This is a genomic window from Candidatus Endomicrobiellum cubanum, from assembly GCF_031278955.1.
GTDB lineage: Bacteria > Elusimicrobiota > Endomicrobiia > Endomicrobiales > Endomicrobiaceae > Endomicrobiellum > Endomicrobiellum cubanum.
The window spans coordinates 1-18,839 of sequence record NZ_JAITJM010000063.1 but is presented as its reverse complement, the minus strand read 5'-3'; the positions used below and the strand labels follow the sequence as shown (position 1 = coordinate 18,839).

Below are 18,839 nucleotides of genomic sequence, written 5' to 3'. Positions count from 1 at the left end.
AAATAAAAAACTTATTTAAATTTGTACAGCTCAAAGAACTTTTGTATAATAAGACTTATTAAATATTAGATAATAGGACTTTTAATGGAAGAATTGGAAAGAATTATTGAACCTTCTAAAGTTGAACAAGAAGATAAAACAGAAAGCTCTTTAAGACCGCAAAGTCTTTCTGACTTTATAGGACAAGATAAGCTAAAAAACAATCTTAAAGTTTTTATAGAAGCTGCTAAAAATAGAAAAGAAGCATTGGATCATTGTCTATTTTATGCTCCTCCAGGTCTTGGAAAAACAACTCTTTCACATATTATTGCAAAAGAAATGGGTAGTAATTTAAGAATGACTTCTGGTCCAGTTTTAGAAAGGGTAGGTGATCTAGCTGCAATTCTTACTAATCTTTCTGAAGGTGATGTTTTTTTTATAGATGAAATTCACAGAATGAACCATTTAGTAGAAGAATCTTTATACCCTGCAATGGAAGATTTTGAGCTTGACATTATTATAGGTCAAGGTCCTTCAGCAAAAACTATAAAACTTCCTATACCGCGTTTTACATTAATAGGTGCAACTACAAGAGCAGGTCTTTTATCTAGTCCATTAAGAGACAGATTTGGCATAATAGAGCATCTTGAATTTTACAATATAAAAGATTTAATGCTGATAGTAAATCGTTCTGCATCCATAATGAATGTTGAAGTAGACCAAGATGCAAGCGAAGAGATAGCAAGGCGATCTAGAGGTACTCCAAGAATTGTAAACAGGCTCTTAAAAAGAGTACGCGATTTTGCTCAAATACGGGGCGGTAAAATAACTAAAGATATAGCCAAAGAAGCATTGCATGCTTTAGCTGTAGATAATGCTGGTCTTGATAGAATGGACAGGCTTATTCTTAACACTCTGGTTAATAAATTTGGTGGTGGTCCTGTTGGGGTGGACACTATAGCTGTAGCAGTATCTGAAGAACCTGATACTATCACAGATGTTTATGAACCATACCTCATACAGTCTGGATTTCTCGCTAGGACGCCAAGAGGTAGAATTGTAACAGAAGCTGGATGTAAGCATATTGGCGTGGAGTCTCCAAAAAATTTGCAGAAAGAATTGATTTAGTTTATGAATGATTCTTTAAAATCTAAAGTTTTACTACATATTTGTTGTGCACCATGTTCTGCCTCAAGCATGAAAGTACTCTACAATAATTATAATGTTTCTTTTTATTGGTACAATCCAAACATTTGGAATTTTGATGAATATAAGAAAAGGAAAGATTCTGTTATAAAGTATGCGAAAGAACTCAATATTGCTTTTTATGAAGAACAAAATTTTGTTTACGACTATAAAAATTGGATAGAACAAAGTTTAGAAACTTGCAATTTGTGTTATTCTTTACGTTTAGAAAAAACAGTTTTATTTGCAAAATTGAATAATTTTGATTTCTTCACCACATCTCTTTTGTCTAGTCCTTATCAAAGACATGGTTTAATTAAACAAATTTCTAAAGACTTATCATTAAAATATTCGTTAAAATTTCTTTATGCAGATTTTAGAGAGTTTTTTTACGAGGGGAAAAATACTCTGAAGCAAAAAGGTTATTATATGCAAAAGTATTGTGCATGCAATAAATCTTATATGGAGCGATTTGAAAAAAAATGACTCTAAAAAATATGCGGCATGTGCTAATAATATTATTTATATCTATGTTGCTGTGTAAAAGTTTATATGCATTAGATTATGTAAATAAAAACGTAAATATTGGCATACTTGTAGATGTTTCTTCTACAGTGGTAGGAGGTTCGCAAAATTTTACCATTTTGGACTCTACTGGTAAAAAACTAAAATTTTCAAAAGGTACAATAACCTTAAGTTGTACACAGGAAGGCATAAAAGTAAACAGTTATAGTTTGCATGCTCCTATTACAATATTCCCGTCAAATAATATTATTTTTGTTAATTCTCAAGCTTACAATGGGTATTTATGTATCAAAAAATTAAAAAATAAAATGACTGTCATAAATGTTTTAGCAATAGAAGAATACTTAAAAGGTGTTTTGCCTAGAGAAGTTGGTGCTTCATGGCCAATAGAAGCTTTAAAAAGTCAAGCTGTAATAAGTAGAACTTATACAATAGCAAATTTTAACAAACACAAAGATCAAGGTTTTGATCTTTGTTCTACAACACATTGTCAAGTATATGGAGGACTTAGCCATCATACACATTTAACAAACCAAGCTGTTAACGAAACAAATAGAGAAGTTTTAACGTACAAAGATAAGGTTATACAAGCAGTTTTTCATGCGACATGCGGTGGACATACGGATTCTCCAGAATATGTTTGGAATTGGCAAGATATACCTCATTACTTAAAAGGTAGGAAATGTGGTTATTGCAATAACGCTCCCTACATAACATGGGAACAGGTTTTAGATGAACATTTCATAAACGAAAAACTTTCACAAAACAATAAAATAGGTAAAATCAAAAAAATAAATATTAAAGGTAAAACTTCGGCAAAAGCAGCTAAAGAAGTAGAGATTGTGCATTCGAAAGGCAGTATAAATTTAAATGCTTACCAGTTTAGAATTTTAGTTGATCCTTGGAAAATAAAAAGTCACACGTTTGAGTCTATAAAGGTAAAAAACGATAAAATTTACTTTAAAGGTAAAGGTTGGGGGCATAAAGTTGGCCTTTGCCAAGAAGGTACAAAAGGAATGGCTCAAAAGGGTAAAACATATAAAAAAATACTCCTGTATTTTTACCCTAAAACAAAAATTGAAACTATAAAATTTATCTAAAACCTGCAGGTTTTAGATAAATACTGTAAATTATTGGAAATAAAAAAATGATAAATAACGATTTAGAATTATCAAATTATGATTATGCTATACCTAACAATCTGATTGCGCAAACTCCAACTGCAAAGAGACAAGATTCTAAACTTTTTGTCGTAGATAGAACAACTGAAAAATTCTTTCATAAAAAGTTTTCAAGTATAGTTGAATATTTTAAAAACGGGGATTGCATAATTCTTAATGAAACTAAAGTAGTGCCGTCTAGAATATTTGGTAAAAAAGTCAGCGGAGGAAAAGTTGAATTGCTTTTCCTTGATCCGTGCCAGAATGGAAAAGAATATAATGTTTTAATTAAACCGTTTATAGGTATTGGTAAAAAGGTTTATTTTGAGAACGGATACGAGTGCGAACTACTTTCTAAAGGAGAAAATGGCAAAAGTTTAGTTAAGTTTAACAAACCCGCAATTCTAGCTTTTTTACAAGAATATGGTGTTATGCCGTTACCTCCTTATATAGATAGAAGAAATGGTTTAGCTATTACAATGTCAGATATTGACAGAAAAAGGTATCAAACAGTATATGCTAAAAATCTTGGAGCAATCGCTGCGCCAACGGCAGGCTTACATTTTACGGACGAAATTTTAAATTCTCTAAAAAATAAAGGGGTAAGCATAGCAAAACTAACATTACATGTAGGTTGGGGTACTTTTAAACCTATAACATCAAACAATTTAAATGAACATAGTATGCTTCCTGAAAAGTTTGTTTTAAATAAAGAAAACGCTAAGATTATAAATGATTCTATCAAAAACAATAAAAAAGTAGTTGCAGTAGGCACTACTTCGACAAGAGCAATAGAATCAATAGCAAATTCTGCTAGTTTTACAGAGGATGGAAAGATTTTTATAAAAGATTTTTCTGGGGAAACTTCAATTTTTATATATCCAGGTTACACATTTAAGGTAGTAAATACTCTAATAACAAATCTACATTTGCCAAAGTCTACGCCTCTTGTGATGGCTAGCGCATTCTCCTCTAGAACTCTTATGTTAAAAGCCTACAATGAAGCTATTAATAAAAAGTATCGTTTTTTCTCTTATGGAGATTCAATGCTCATTTTGTAAGTATTCAAAATAATATATAATAATATATTTTGATGAAAATGTATTTAATTGTAAAGGATAAATTTGGAATGGGGTAAGTTAGAATGAAAAAGTATAAAGTGGCGATAGTTGGTGCAACAGGAGCTGTAGGTTTAGAGATGATAAGGATGCTTGAGTGCAGAAAATTTCCTATAGAGAATATAAAATTCTTAGCGTCTGAGCGTTCTATTGGCAAAAATTTAACATTTAATAATAAAGAAATTGCAGTTGAGTTACTTACAAAAGATAGTGGAAAAGGCATTGATGTTGCTTTGTTTAGCGCAGGTTCAGAAATTTCTAAAAAAGTTGCTCCTTTTTTTGCAGCTGATGGTTGTTTTGTTATAGACAATTCAAGTGCTTGGAGAATGGACAAGAATGTACCTTTAGTAGTACCTGAAGTTAATCCTAACGATTTAAATAAAAATAAAAAAATAATAGCAAACCCTAATTGTTCTACAATTCAAATGGTGGTAGCGCTAAAGCCCTTACATAACTTTGCAAAAATTAAAAGAGTAATTGTTTCTACTTATCAATCTGTATCTGGTGCTGGACAAAAAGGTATAAATGAGCTTACAGATCAAGTAAAAGCTTGGGCAAAAGGAGAAATTTTACCACAACCAAACAAATTTCAGTATCAAATAGCATTTAATTTAATACCTCAAATAGATATTTTTACAGAAAATGGTTACACAAAAGAAGAAATGAAAATGACAAGTGAAACTAAAAAAATTATGAATGACAATTCTATAGAAGTAAGTGCAACATGCATTAGAGTCCCTGTATTTAGATCGCATTCAGAAAGCGTATGGATAGAAACAGAAGAACTACTTTCCCCACAAAAAGCAAAAGAACTGTTATCCCAAGCAGAGGGAATACAACTTTTAGATGATCCAGAAAATAAAAAATATCCTATGCCATTATGTGCAGAAAATATGCAAACTACATATGTAGGTAGAATTCGTACTGATATTTCAACAAAAAATAATGCATTAACATTTTGGATAGTTTCAGATAATCTTTTAAAAGGTTCTGCTTTAAATGCAGTGCAAATTGCAGAAACCTTAGTTAAAAAAGGTTTTCTATAAAAAAGAGGTTAAATATGGCGTTGATTAACAAATTTTTTGTAGTTGTTTATAAGTTACTTCTAATTGTTTTATTTGTGCCTTATATTACAAGTGCATCTGATTTTGGTGAAATCAATATTAACCTTGGGGCAAATCTTCTTTCCAGAGCTACTCTACTTGATGAAAAAAATTTTCCATCAGGATATCAACCAGATGGACTAACTAGTCTAAAAAATTTGTCAGATACAAGTTTAACAGATGATTTTTGGAAACAGAGATATATTTGTTCTTTTGGTTTTGAGTATATGCACAATCTTAATTTTATTAATAAAAAACTTAAAAATATTAAATTTGGTGTTGGAACAAAACTTATACAAAGATCAATACGTGCAATGTATGGGATCTTGGAAGAACCTACTCCTAATGGAGATCCGTTTGAAGGAGGAGGAGTTTATATTATAGGTGTCGATCCAGGCTCTGATGAATTACTTAGTAAGGCATATAGAGAGCTTTACATGCTGCCATTATATTTGGCAATCCAAACAAACCCTATTGAATCTGGCAGTCTTTCTGGCATATATTTAAAAGGCAACGTCGGTTACAATTTTATCCTTAAAGATGATTTGTTAGGTGTAGCTAAATATTATACTAATAGCAGTCTTTGGGAATATAAAAGAGAAGGTGGTTTATATTTAGGCGCAGAATTGGGAAATGAATTTGAATTTAGCAAAAAGTGTGCCATAATTTTAAGCGTTTATTACGATTACGTTCAGTACACCTCCGTATTAACAGATGTAGGTAAATATCATGGTCCTCTTGAACATGCTCGTTTAACAAATGTTGATCACTCAATTGGATTAAAAACCGGACTTAAATTTAAAATCTAAAATTTATATTCATAATTTCCCCATATATTTATAAAGTATAAGCATATGGGAATATGTCAAAAAGCGTATACTCAGTAGCAAATAGGCTGCTAAGAAATATTGATTTTTATCAAACCAAGAAGATAAGTCTGTCTAAAACCTCTCATATAAACAATTTTACCAAATCCATAGAAAGTTTAGCGGTTGTCAAGATTGTCTATAATTTGGTAAAATTAACAAGTTTTTAGGATATGTTATGTTAGTGGTTTTATTATATACTTGTTTCTGTTATAAAGGATTATACAATGGTAAAGGCTGCTGATGACATTTTTGGTAAAAGTTATAAAAAGGCTTATCTAGAACTTTCAAATGGTGTTACACTCATAGGAAGAGCCATTGGAGCTAATGTAATAACCAGCGGGGAAATGGTTTTTAATACAGGCATGCTTGGCTATAGCGAATCTATGACAGATCCTTCATATTTAGGGCAAATTCTTGTTTTTAGTTTTTGTCTTATTGGCAATTACGGAATACCATTCCCCAAAGATGATAACTTGTTTATGTCAAAAGGCCATGAAAGTGCTTCAATAAAAACGCAAGGTATTATAGTTTCAGATATTTACGACGGTTGTCATCATCATGATGGTGATATTAATATACAAGATTGGATGAAAGGACAAGATGTCCCTGGTATTGCAGGAATAGATACCAGATATTTAGTGCAAATGATTAGGAAAAGCGGAAATCTATGGGGTAAAATTGTCCCTGAAGGTGCCAAAGCTCAAAGTAAAGAAAAATTTGAATTTCTAAAAAATTTTAAAGACGATGAATATGTCGACCCGTCAAAATATAACCTAATGCCATCTGTGTCAACAAAAGAAATATTGTATATGGGAAAAGGTGGGAAAACTATTTCTGTTGTCGACTGTGGTGCTAAGTGGAACATTATGCGGATGCTGATGGAAAGAGGGTGTAATGTTAAAGTTTTACCTTGGGATACAGATTTTTCCAAAATAGAATGTGATGGTTGGGTGATAAGTAATGGTCCTGGCGATCCTAAAAATACTAAAGATTTGGTTGATAGAATAAGAAAAGATGTTCTAGGGTCAAATAAACCTATCTTGGGTATATGTTTAGGACACCAACTTTTGGCTTTAGCTTCTGGTGCAAAAACTAAAAGATTAAATCATGGGCATAGAAGCCACAATCAGCCTGTTTTTTCGCTTCCAGAAAGAAAAGCTTATATGTCTAGCCAAAATCACAGATATGCTGTGGAAAAAAGTTCAATACAGCCAAATTGGCAATTGTGGTTTGAAAATGCAAACGATGACTCCGTAGAAGGATTAAGACATAAAACAAAACCTTTTATATCGGTTCAGTTTCATCCTGAAGCGTCAAGTGGACCAAATGACACATCTTGGATAATGGATAAGTTTGTAAAGTTTGTAGAAGAAAAGAGGTAATTTTAAATTAAAGTACTACATTTTATGCAAGATAGTAATCAAGAACATTTAAAAAGAGATTTAAGTGAACGGCATATACACCTAATAGCAATTGGTGGCTCTATAGGTGTTGGTATTTTTTTTGCTGTAGGAAACTCGATTGCCTCTGCTGGCCCATCTATACTGTTATCTTATATTTTAAGTAGCATTGTAATTTATTTAATTATGCGTGCTTTGGGGGGAAATCGCTGTTGAAGAGCCTATTTCTGGTTCGTTTAGTGTATATGCGCATAAGTTTATAAGTCCTTGTGTAGGTTTTGTAGTAGGTTGGTCGTATTGGTTTTTATGGTCACTAAGTTGTATGGTACAGATAGGTATATATTGCAACTTTTGGTGGCCTTTTTTACCACAATGGATACCTGCATTTTTGACTTTAGGGTTTATAACATGTATAAATTTGTTAAATGTTAAGTTGTTTGGAAAGCTTGGATTTTGGCTTGCATTAGTAAAAGTTTTTGCTTTAGTGTCTATTATTGTTGCAGGTATTGTAATTCTTTTTTCAAGAATTAGTGGTAATGATTTATTTAGATTTTCAAATCTGTGTTTGCTTTTATAGGTGTTGAATACATATTGCCCATTTTTGTTATTTTATGCATTTTACCTTGGTAAAGGCAATGGTTTCCAAGAAAGTGCTTTTGTTACAACATTTTTAGGGTGTGGGATAAAAAATTCTTCAATACTAAATTTTGTAGTTATTTTGGTAGCTACGTCAGCATGTAATAGTGGTATTTTTAGTAATGGTAGAGTGCTTTACAATCTTGCTTTAAGGAAAGATACTCCAACTTTTTTGACTAAGACTTCTTTATCAAAAGTCCCTATTAAATGCTATTTTGATTTCTTCTGCATTTGTATCGATAGGTGTAATTGTGAATTTTTTTATACCAGAAAAGGCATTCTTGTTTCTTGCAAATATCACTATAACTTTAGCTATTTTTACTTGGAGTGTTATAGTTGTAGTTCAAATGAAACATAGACATTTTCTGAGCAAAGAAGAAATTGCCAATTTAAAGTACCCGATGCCTTTTTATCCGTATTCAAATATTTTAATTTTCATTATTTTAGCTATGTCAAGTGTTAGTTTATAGCAGATAGCAGTAGACGCAACTCTATAGTTTATGGGATTAGTATGTTTAGCTATACTCTATATTGTTTATAAAATATTTTTAAGAAATAAAACAGCATAATCATAAATAATAGATAAAATAAAGCTCTACTAGGTATAGAATGCATTAAGTTTTTTAACGCAATTGTGTCAGTGTATATAAAGTTTAAGAGGAAAGTTATGCCAATTTTAGATTTTTTGTTGCCAAAAAACGGGAAAAAGCAAAAAGTAATTTTATTAGGTTCTGGTGCTTTGTCTATAGGACAAGCTGGAGAATTTGATTACTCTGGCTCTCAAGCTGTAAAAGCTTTAGAAGAAGAAGGTCTAGAAGTTATAATTATTAATCCTAATATTGCTTCAGTACAGACAAATAAAGGTCCAAATAAAAAAGTATACTTATATCCCATAACGCCTTTTTGGGTTGAAAAGATTATTAAAATAGAAGAGCCTGCTGCTATTATATCAAGTTTTGGTGGGCAGACATCTTTAAACTGTGTTATAGCTTTGGCAAAAAGTGGAGTACTAAAAAAATATAATGTTAAAGTTTTAGGAACTCAAGTAGATGCACTTGAACTTTCAGAAGACAGAGATCTTTTTGCTCAAAAAATGAAATCTATAGGTGTTCCAATTGCAAAAAGTCACGCTGTGTCTACAGTTACAGAAGCTTTAGAAACAGCACAAAAAATAGGGTACCCTGTTATAACTAGATCTGCATTTGCACTTGGAGGACTTGGATCAGGACTTGCAAAAAATGAGATAGAGTTAAAGAAGCTTACACAATCAGCATTGATGATGGCACCTCAAGTTTTGATTGAAAGATCATTACACGGTTGGAAAGAAATAGAGTATGAAGTGATGCGCGATAAAACCGGAAACACCATAACTATATGTAATATGGAAAATTTCGATCCTATGGGTATACATACTGGCGATTCTATAGTTATAGCTCCCTGTCAAACAATAAATAACACAGAAAACAATATGCTAAGGGATACTGCACTTAAAATTGCACAAAGTGTAGATATTGTTGGGGAATGTAATGTTCAATATGCTTTAAACCCTCAAGATTATGGTTTTTACGTTATAGAAATTAATGCTAGACTCTCTCGCTCTAGCGCTTTAGCAAGTAAGGCAACGGGCTATCCGATTGCCTATATAGCTGCAAAAATAGTTATAGGTTTTGATTTGCTTGAACTTAAGAATCCTGTTACTGACACAACTTCAGCGTTTTATGAACCTTCTTTGGATTACGTTACTTTAAAGGTTCCTCGTTGGGACTTGAGCAAATTTACTGGTGTGTCAAAAAATCTTGGTACTCAAATGAAGTCTGTAGGAGAAGTTATGGCTATAGGCAGAAACTTCTGTGAAGTTATGCAAAAAGCTTTAAGAATGGTAAACGAAAATGACAATGGAATAACATCAAACGTGTTTGTTGATACTACAGATGATGAGCTAGAAAAGGAACTTATATTTCCTACAAACTTGAGAATTTTTGCTATATACGAGTCTTTTAAAAGAGGTAAGACATTAGAACATATTTATGAAAAAACCAATATAGATTATTGGTTTTTATCTCATATTTTGTACTTATCAAAAGTCGAAAAAGGGTTATTAGATTTTTTTAAAGAAAATGTTACCAAACAAGATGCTTTTACTGTTAAAGATATTTATAATGCATTTAATCGATTATCAAAAGAACATTTGCATCGCCTTAAATCAAGAGGTTTTTCTGATTTTCAACTTACAAAAATATTTTTAAAGGCTTGTTTAAATCCTGAAATAAAACTGAGTATAAAGCAAGTAAGAACTTTATCTTTTGGAATAAGAAAGTTAAGAAAGAAGTTGACTATAGTGCCTATTGTGAAACAAATAGACACGACTTCTTCAGAGTATCCTACAAAATCTAACTATTTATATCTTACTTATGACGGTATATACAGCGATGTTTCTCCTAAAAAAAATTCTAAAAGCATTATAACTTTAGGAAGTGGCAGCTATCGTATAGGCAGTAGTTTGGAATTTGACTGGTGTTCTGTGATGACGAGCAGTTACTTTAAAAATAAAAAATATGACAGTGTTATTATAAATTGTAATCCAGAAACGGTTTCTACAGATTACAGCGCTTCTGACAGGCTTTATTTTGAAGAGCTTTCTTATGAAAGAGTTTTAGATATTATAGATATTGAAAAACCTAAAGGTGTAATAGCGTGTATGGGTGGTCAAAATCCTAATAATTTAATTGTGCCTTTAAGTCAAGCAAAAGTAAATATTTTAGGACATAGTCCTAAAAGCGTTGACGGAGCAGAAGATAGAGAAAAATTTTCTGCAATGCTTGATAAACTTGGTATTGATCAACCAAAATGGACGTCTGCTATTTCTATTGCCGAGATAGAAAAGTTTATAGAAAAGGTTGGGTTCCCTGTATTGATACGTCCAAGTTTTGTTTTATCAGGCACATTAATGAATGTTGCAAATGATAAAGCTAGTTTAAATTATTATTTATCTCTTACAAAAGATATATCTAGAGATTATCCTGTAGTGATTTCTAAATTTATTCTTGATGCCAAAGAAATAGAATGCGATGGTGTTGCTAAAAATGGAGAAGTGATACTTTCGCTTGTTAGTGAACATATAGAAAATGCAGGGGTGCATAGTGGGGATGCTACAATAGTATTTCCTGCTCAAAAAATATACACGCATACTGTAAATGTCATAAAAGATATAGTTAGAAAGATAGTAAAAGGTCTCAATTTAAATGGACCTTTCAATATACAGTTTATAGCTAAAGATAATGATGTTAAAGTTATTGAATGTAATGCAAGAGCTTCAAGATCTTTTCCATTTATTTCAAAAGTTTCTGGTATTAACTTATCGGAACTTTCATGTAAAGTGATGAACAATGAAAAAGTTAAAAAAATTTTACTAGATGAAAGTGAACTTGCTCATATTGGAGTTAAAGCTTCGATCTTTAGTTTTCAGAGGTTAGACGGTGCAGATCCAGTTATTGGTGTGGAAATGACATCTACCGGTGAAGTTGGCTGTTTGGGAGAAAAATTTAATCATGCAATGATTCTTTCAATGGAAGCAACTCAAATAAAGAAACCTCAAAAAGGTGTTCTTTTAAGTACGGGAAGAGAAAAAGATAAAGTTAAGTTTATGGAAGTAGTGGATAATTTATATAAATTAGGTGTTTCTATTTATGCCACAAAAGGAACTGCAAAGTATCTTGAAGATAGAGGTTATAAAGTAAACGTTGTACATTGGAACAGAAGTCCAAGAGCTATAGACGTTATAATAGATGGTAAAGTTGATTTTATTATAAATATTAATAAAAATTTAAGTGTAGACGAACTTAACCATAATTCTGAAATAAGAAAGACAGCAGTTAGGTGTGGATGCTCTATACTTACAAATTTAGAAAAAGTGATAGCGTACTTGAGAGCTTATGATTCTTATGGAGAATTACAAAATATAGAAAATTGTATCACGTTATAAGCATGGAGCTGTCATAGTTTGTAAAAGGATTAGATTTATGTGCGGTATAATTGGTATTGAAAATAATGAAAATGCGTCCATTTTAGCTTCCCTTGGCTTGGTTACATTGCAACATAGAGGGGAAGAATCTGCAGGGATTACAATTAGTGGTAAAGGAAAAATGAAAACTTTTACTGCTATGGGGCTTGTTTCTGAATTTTTTAATGAAGATATTTTACTAAACAAGCTTCCAGGAACAGCTGCTATAGGACATGTTAGGTATACAACTTCCGCAAAAAGTTCTTTAATTAATGCTCAACCTTTTCAAATGAGTTGTATTCACGGAAATATCGCAGTAGCTCATAATGGTAATATAACAAACTTTCCAAAACTCAAGCAAGAGCTTTTAAAAAAAGGTGCGATTTTTAACCACACATCAGATACAGAAATATTATTGCATCTTATTGCTATGTCTAAGGGGAGTTTAGCAAATATAGTTGCAACTTCATTATGTAAATTAGAAGGGGCGTTTTCTTTAGTAATACTTAAAGATAAAACTATTGTTGGAGCAAGAGATGAGTATGGTTTTAGACCTTTAGTGCTTGGAAAAGTAGATAGTTCTTATATAATAGCTTCTGAAAGTGCAGCTGTTGAAGTTATAGGGGGCACATATGTTAGAGATGTAAAACCCGGTGAAGTTGTAGTTATAGAAAACGGGCAAATAAAAAAATCGTTTTTATATAAACAACCCAAAAAGCAAAATACTTGCATATTTGAACAAGTATATTTTTCAAGGCCTGACAGTATAATGTTTGGAAAAACTGTTGAAGCTGCAAGAGTTAAAATGGGCCAATTTCTTGCTCGACAAATGAGGGATATAAAAGCAGATATTGTTATGCCAGTGCCAGACTCAGGCTATTTTGCCGCTTTGGGGTTTGCAAGAGCATCTAATATCCCTTTTGAAAATGGTTTTATTAAAAATCATTATGTTGGACGTTCATTTATAAAACCATCACAAAGTTTAAGAGATTTAACCACTAAGCTTAAACTACGTCCTATAAAAGAACTTGTAGCAGGAAAAGAGATAATTCTGATAGACGATTCTATAGTTAGGGGGACAACTTCAAGAGAGCTTATAAATCTTTTAAAAAATTGCGATGTAAAAAAGATTCATTTTGCAATATCTTGTCCTCCAATTATAGGACCTTGTTACTACGGTATAGATACACCTAATAAAGAGTATTTGATTGCAGCAAATAACTCTGTAGAAGAAATAAGAAAATATTTAGGAGTAGAGAGTTTAACTTTTTTAAGTTTAGAAAATCTTGTTAAAGCTTGTTCTTACGAAGGGAAAAAAGATAATCTATTTTGTAAATCGTGCTTTACAGGAAAATATATTACAAAATTTCAAAGAATGGGACTTGCTAAAAAACTTAATGTGTAAATTGCTATAAATTTTTTGACAATGCAAGGAAAAAAAATGTGAGATTTATCGTGTAAAAGCACAAATTTTTTAATACAGTAGTCTCTAAAAGGCACAGTAACTATATGGGTTAATAGTTTTTTACATACTCAGAATAAATATAAGGAAGGCTGTTAAAATGACAAAGTATATTTTTATTACCGGTGGGGTTGTAAGTTCTTTAGGCAAAGGAATTTCTGGAGCAAGTATAGGTAAGCTTCTTCAACTACACGGATTTAAAGTTAACATGATAAAGTTTGATCCTTATATTAATGTTGATCCGGGTACTATGAATCCATATCAACATGGTGAAGTATTTGTAACCACAGATGGCGCAGAATCTGATTTGGATTTGGGTACTTATGAAAGATTTCTAGATGTTTACACTAGCAAGGCTAATACAAATACAGCTGGTGATATTTATAAAACTGTAATAACAAAAGAAAGAAGGGGTGACTATGATGGCGCTACTGTTCAAGTTATCCCTCACATTACAGATGAAATTAAAAGACGTTTTGCAGCATTAAAAGACGAGTGTGACATATCCATAATAGAAATAGGTGGTACAGTTGGAGATATTGAAGGACTTCCTTTCATGGAAGCAGCAAGACAATTTAAACTAGAAAATAAGGCAGAAGATATCCTTAGTATACATGTAACGCTTGTGCCTTACATTGCAGGAGCGCATGAATTAAAAACAAAGCCTACACAACACTCTGTTAACAAACTTAGAGAGATAGGTATTTCTCCAGATATAATTATTTGTAGAACAGAATATCCGTTAGATGAGTCTTTAAAGAAGAAAATTTCTCTTTTTTGTAATGTAAGACAAGATTGTGTTGTAGAAGCTATGGATGCTGCATCTATATATTATATTCCAGAAGCTTTATACAATCAAAAAGTAGATGTTGTAGTAATAGAAAAACTTAACATAAAGCCGAAATCAAAGTTTGATAAGGCTTGGTTTGCAAAAATAAAATCTTTAGGTGAAAATAATAAAATAGTCAAAATTGCCGTTGTAGGGAAATATGCAGATCTGAAAGATGCTTATAAATCCATAGATGAATCTTTAAATATTGCAGCTTCAGAGTTAAAAGCTAAAGCAGAAGTGCATTATCTTGGAGCAGAAGACAAAAATTTAATTAGTAAGCTTAAAAGTTATGACGGTATTTTAGTTCCTGGAGGTTTTGGAAATAGAGGAATAGAAGGTAAAATTAAAGCTATAACTTATGCCAGGGAAAATAAAATACCATTCTTTGGTATATGCCTTGGAATGCAATGCAGTGTTATAGAAGCAGCAAGAAATTTGGCAAAACTAAATGATGCAAATTCAACAGAATTTGATGAGACAACAAAATACCCTGTAATAAAGATTCTTGATGAGCAAAAAAATGTTAAGTACAGGGGTGGTACTATGCGATTAGGCAATTATAAAGCCGAAATCAAGAAAAATACTTTAGCTCATAGTTTGTACAAGGCAACTGAAATTGAAGAAAGACACAGGCATAGGTATGAGTTAAATCCTGAGTTTGTTGAAACATTAGAAAAATCAGGAATGACAGTAAGCGCATACCATAAAAAAGTTTTACCCGAAATAGTAGAAATTAAAGAACATTCATTTTTTATAGGGGTGCAATTTCATCCAGAATTTGGTTCTAGACCAATGAAGGCTCATCCTATTTTTAAAGGATTTATCAGTGCTGCTTTAAAAAATAAATAATATATTTTGCATGAGCAATAAGAATTTTTATATGGTAAAAATTGAAACCCCTTACTATTTAATTGATGAATCAAAATTATTAAAAAATCTAAAAAAAATAGATTATGTAAAAAATCAAAGTGGAACAAAATCTGTTTTGGCATTAAAATGTTTTTCTACTTGGTCGGTTTTTGATTTAATGAATAAGTATATGGATGGGACAACTAGTAGTTCTCTATACGAGGCAAAGCTTGGGCACGAGTATTTTGGCAAAGAGACTCATACTTTTAGTGTTGCATATAGTAAAGATGATATAAAACAATTAAAAAACATTTCTGATAAAGTTATTTTTAATTCTGTTTCTCAACTTAAAATGTTTTATAATGAAGTAAGGCATTTAAAAGTTGGCCTTAGAATAAATCCTGGCTTTAGTTATTCTCATTTTGATTTGGCAGATCCTGCAAGAAAATATTCACGACTTGGGTCAAATAGCGACAAAGAAATTATGTCAGTTTTAGACAAAATTAGCGGCATTATGTTTCATTATAATTGCGAAAATGACAATTTTAAAAATTTTAGTGATATGCTTGATAGACTAGCATTAAAATATGAGCTAATTTTAAAGAAAGTTGAGTGGATTAGTTTAGGTGGAGGGATATATTTTACTAAAGAGGAATATCCTATAGACAAATTTTGTAGAAAACTTAAAAGTTTTAGCGAGAAATATAATCTTCAAATATACTTAGAGCCAGGGGAAGCTTCTATTACAAATAGTTGTGAACTTGTTACAACAGTTTTAGATATTGTGAAAAATGAAAAAGACATAGCTATAGTCGACTCCTCTATTGAACCACATATGTTAGATTTGCTCATATATAGAATACAGGCAAAGATTAGTGCAAAAGCCGGTAAAAATGAATACATAATCGCAGGTAGATCTTGCCTTGCAGGGGATATCTTTGGAACATATAAACTTGCAAGTAAGCTTAAGATAGGATCTACTGTACGTTTTGCTGATGCTGCAGGTTACACAATGGTAAAAAAAAATTGGTTTAATGGATTAAAAATGCCTTCTATTGTAGTTAAGAGATTAAATGGAAAAGTAGAAATTGTTAGGAAGTTTTTATATAATGACTATATAAAAAGTTTATCGTGATAAGTTGTTAAAATTATTAATACGGAATGGGGGAAATCTATAAGAAATGAGAAAAAGAAATGTACTTCTTGTTGGAGCAGGGGGAGTTGCTCATGTTGCTGCTCACAAATTAGCTCAAAACAATGACTTATTTGGAAATATTTTTATAGGTTCTCGTTCAATAGACAGTTGTAAGCAAGTCTTAGAAAGTATAGAACGTAAAAATAATTATAAAATCTCTTCAAAAAAAATACAAATTAAACAAATCGATGCTTTAGATGTTCCAGAAATGATAAAGTTAATAAAAGAACTTAATATTTCTATTACCATAAATTTAGCCTCAGCTTTTTGTAATATGTCTATTTTAGAAGCTTGTATAGAAACAGGTTGTGCGTATATAGATACTGCAATTCATGAAGAGCCAAATAAAGTGTGTGAAAATCCACCTTGGTACGCTAATTATGAGTGGAAAAGAAAAGATCGCTGTAAGGACAAAGGTATTACAGCTATTTTAGGCGCTGGTTTTGATCCTGGAGTGGTAAATGCATATGTAGCATATGCAAAAAAGCACTTTTTTGACGTTATAGATACAATAGATATTATGGATGTAAATGCTGGTAGTCATGGCAAATATTTTGCTACTAATTTTGATCCAGAAATAAATTTTAGAGAATTTATGAAAGTTTGGACCTGGATAGGTAAAAAATGGGTATGTAAACCTGTACATTCTGAAAAGAAAGTTTTTGACTTTCCTGTAGTTGGCCCACAAACTATTTATTTGACTGGCCATGATGAATTGCATTCACTTTCTAAAAATATTGATGCAAATTCAATAAGATTTTGGATGGGCTTTGGAGATCATTATTTAAATGTTTTTAATGTCCTTAAGAATTTGGGCCTTTTGTCAGAAAAACCAGTAAAAACTGCTGAAGGACTAGAAGTTGTACCTTTAAAAATTGTAAAAGCCTGCCTTCCCGATCCGAAAACACTAGCTCCTAATTATGTTGGCAATACTTGTATAGGAGATTTAATAATTGGCACAAAAGATGGCAGGAAAAAAGAATTTTTTATTTATAATGTTTGCAATCACAAAGCCTGTTATGAAGAAGTTGAATCTCAAGCTATAAGCTATACAGCTGGTGTACCTGCAGTTGCTACTGCAATGTTGATTGTAAAAGGGGATTGGGATACTAAAACTATGGTGAACGTTGAAGAATTAAACCCAGATCCTTTTATTAATCTACTTAAAGATATAGGTCTCCCAACTGAAACTATAAAAGTTAGCTATTCCAAAAAAAATTCAAAAACCTCAAGATAAAATTTTCGCGTTAAATTTTAACACCCTAGCTGGAAAACAGTAAAGTCAGGGTATTTTTTATTGCCTATTTTAGCTCCCTTAAATATCCTATTAGAACCTGACTTGACCGTTTTAAGGAAAAAAAGGGGGAATCACTCATAAAAAAGGAAGGTTCGGGGGAACCCAAAGAGTTAGTTTTATATAAAAACATCTGTTTTTTGTTTTTTCTAAATATGAAGTTGTCCTCTAAAACAGAATATGTATTAAATACTTTTATATTATTGCTTTTTCTTTCGGGCTAACCCTAATGCTCAAGTCAGGTAACAGTATGTTATGCGCCTATAATAAATGAAATAATTAAGATTAATAATAATGTTAACGCTATTGCTAATATTTTATTGTCAGAACTTTCGGACATTAAATATAATTCTGGATTGCCAAGAAACACGTTGTCTGGAATAATTGATGCTTTTAAAACTAAAACTGACTTTGATAATTATAACGATGGGTTTAATGTAGCAATAGCTAATATTTCTACATTTTAAAAGTTACTTGATTAATTTAATCGCAAATACTTTTGATTTTGGGTTTTATTACGACGGGCCAGAAAGGTTGCCAGTAAATATCGGTAATTATACGTATAATTGTTTTGGGTATTTTTTGCCAACAGAAGTTATTGTTGATTTAAGGTTAACTGTAGAGTACATACCAAACAGTATGATTACCTACACTAGAAACAATAATTTAGAAGAAGGTAAAACAGGTTCGACAACAAACAACGAATGCAATGTCGCGGTCGGGTACCCGTACGCTCAAGGCATATCGGGCTCGAGTAGGACTTTATATGATTTGAATAGTATATCCTCGCTGATAAAAGCGGTTAAAATGCAAATCTTTTTAAAAGGGGTCGGCATCGAGCTTTTCTTCTGTTGGGGAAAGGCATATTTGTATGAGAAGCTATATATCGTACCTGTTTGTACCAACTCAGATTAGATGAGAGCAAACTTTTTTTTCGGGGACACTGCCGATAGAGGTTTAACCCAAACGCGCCAATATTTTCGGGCGTAAAATTAATACGCACCGCATCGCAGTGGTATATGCCGATATTAATCATACCTACTCCTACGCTTAATTTTTCTAAAAATAATTTAGTTATTAAATTTTGGTTTTTTAGGGAAAAATAGCAAGTTCGTTACTTCAATTCTTGTTCTATTTTTGATTTTACTTCTAATGCGAACTTGTAATACTCTCTTGCTTCTTCTTCTCTTGGGGGATTGTAATCATCCGGGTATCTAACTTTTTCATATTTT

Annotated in this window: 17 protein-coding genes and 1 pseudogene; all 18 read left to right on the top strand. The window is 31.6% G+C overall.

The genetic code is table 11. The features are described from left to right. Positions 1-93: 93 nt before the first annotated feature. The 18 genes and pseudogenes from ruvB to LBD57_RS05955 all read left to right on the top strand — a co-directional run bounded on the left by ruvB (position 94) and on the right by LBD57_RS05955 (position 18,522). Positions 94-1,107 carry a Holliday junction branch migration DNA helicase RuvB gene (gene ruvB / locus LBD57_RS06040; RefSeq protein ID WP_373470454.1) on the top strand — a complete coding sequence of 338 codons (1,014 nt, stop codon included), beginning with the start codon at positions 94-96 and terminating at the stop codon, positions 1,105-1,107. A gap of 3 nt (positions 1,108-1,110) precedes the next feature. Beyond that, complete coding sequence (locus tag LBD57_RS06035) at positions 1,111-1,650, top strand: epoxyqueuosine reductase QueH (RefSeq protein ID WP_373470436.1); 540 nt, start codon at positions 1,111-1,113, stop codon at positions 1,648-1,650. A 44-nt stretch (positions 1,651-1,694) separates the two neighbouring features. After that, positions 1,695-2,789, top strand: a complete 1,095-nt coding sequence (locus LBD57_RS06030; protein ID WP_373470435.1) for a SpoIID/LytB domain-containing protein — start codon at positions 1,695-1,697, stop codon at positions 2,787-2,789. Positions 2,790-2,836: 47 nt separating this feature from the next. After that, entirely contained in the window at positions 2,837-3,910 is a 1,074-nt protein-coding gene (queA, locus tag LBD57_RS06025; protein WP_373470434.1) for a tRNA preQ1(34) S-adenosylmethionine ribosyltransferase-isomerase QueA, read from the top strand. Positions 3,911-3,993: 83 nt separating this feature from the next. Then, positions 3,994-5,013: an aspartate-semialdehyde dehydrogenase gene (locus LBD57_RS06020; RefSeq protein ID WP_373470433.1), complete on the top strand. Its 1,020-nt coding sequence runs from the start codon at positions 3,994-3,996 to the stop codon at positions 5,011-5,013. Between the two features lie 14 nt (positions 5,014-5,027). Beyond that, positions 5,028-5,879 (top strand): hypothetical protein, encoded by an 852-nt coding sequence (locus tag LBD57_RS06015; RefSeq protein WP_373470432.1) that lies wholly within the window; start codon positions 5,028-5,030, stop codon positions 5,877-5,879. 284 nt (positions 5,880-6,163) lie between these two features. Further along, positions 6,164-7,321, top strand: a complete 1,158-nt coding sequence (gene carA / locus LBD57_RS06010) for a glutamine-hydrolyzing carbamoyl-phosphate synthase small subunit (RefSeq protein WP_373470431.1) — start codon at positions 6,164-6,166, stop codon at positions 7,319-7,321. A gap of 24 nt (positions 7,322-7,345) precedes the next feature. Next, on the top strand, positions 7,346-7,555 hold the full coding sequence (locus LBD57_RS06005; protein WP_373470430.1) for a hypothetical protein: 210 nt from the start codon (positions 7,346-7,348) through the stop codon (positions 7,553-7,555). Further along, on the top strand, positions 7,530-7,916 hold the full coding sequence (locus LBD57_RS06000) for an amino acid permease (RefSeq protein ID WP_373470429.1): 387 nt from the start codon (positions 7,530-7,532) through the stop codon (positions 7,914-7,916). The genes LBD57_RS06005 and LBD57_RS06000 overlap by 26 nt, the downstream gene beginning before the upstream one ends. Next, a pseudogene (locus LBD57_RS05995) lies at positions 7,917-8,192 on the top strand (amino acid permease); the annotation flags it as partial. It abuts the gene before it with no gap. Beyond that, entirely contained in the window at positions 8,191-8,445 is a 255-nt protein-coding gene (locus LBD57_RS05990; protein ID WP_373470428.1) for a hypothetical protein, read from the top strand. The pseudogene LBD57_RS05995 and the gene LBD57_RS05990, both read left to right, overlap by 2 nt. A gap of 197 nt (positions 8,446-8,642) precedes the next feature. Next, positions 8,643-11,957 (top strand): carbamoyl-phosphate synthase (glutamine-hydrolyzing) large subunit, encoded by a 3,315-nt coding sequence (carB, locus tag LBD57_RS05985; RefSeq protein ID WP_373470427.1) that lies wholly within the window; start codon positions 8,643-8,645, stop codon positions 11,955-11,957. A gap of 37 nt (positions 11,958-11,994) precedes the next feature. Next, positions 11,995-13,380 carry an amidophosphoribosyltransferase gene (purF, locus tag LBD57_RS05980; RefSeq protein ID WP_373470426.1) on the top strand — a complete coding sequence of 462 codons (1,386 nt, stop codon included), beginning with the start codon at positions 11,995-11,997 and terminating at the stop codon, positions 13,378-13,380. Between the two features lie 157 nt (positions 13,381-13,537). After that, positions 13,538-15,118: a CTP synthase gene (locus LBD57_RS05975; protein WP_373470425.1), complete on the top strand. Its 1,581-nt coding sequence runs from the start codon at positions 13,538-13,540 to the stop codon at positions 15,116-15,118. 31 nt (positions 15,119-15,149) lie between these two features. Further along, positions 15,150-16,253 carry a carboxynorspermidine decarboxylase gene (nspC, locus tag LBD57_RS05970; RefSeq protein ID WP_373470424.1) on the top strand — a complete coding sequence of 368 codons (1,104 nt, stop codon included), beginning with the start codon at positions 15,150-15,152 and terminating at the stop codon, positions 16,251-16,253. A gap of 46 nt (positions 16,254-16,299) precedes the next feature. Further along, entirely contained in the window at positions 16,300-17,550 is a 1,251-nt protein-coding gene (locus LBD57_RS05965) for a saccharopine dehydrogenase family protein (RefSeq protein WP_373470423.1), read from the top strand. A 377-nt stretch (positions 17,551-17,927) separates the two neighbouring features. Continuing rightward, entirely contained in the window at positions 17,928-18,074 is a 147-nt protein-coding gene (locus LBD57_RS05960; RefSeq protein ID WP_373470422.1) for a hypothetical protein, read from the top strand. A 7-nt stretch (positions 18,075-18,081) separates the two neighbouring features. Continuing rightward, complete coding sequence (locus LBD57_RS05955) at positions 18,082-18,522, top strand: hypothetical protein (protein ID WP_373470421.1); 441 nt, start codon at positions 18,082-18,084, stop codon at positions 18,520-18,522. The last annotated feature ends 317 nt before the right edge of the window (positions 18,523-18,839 follow it).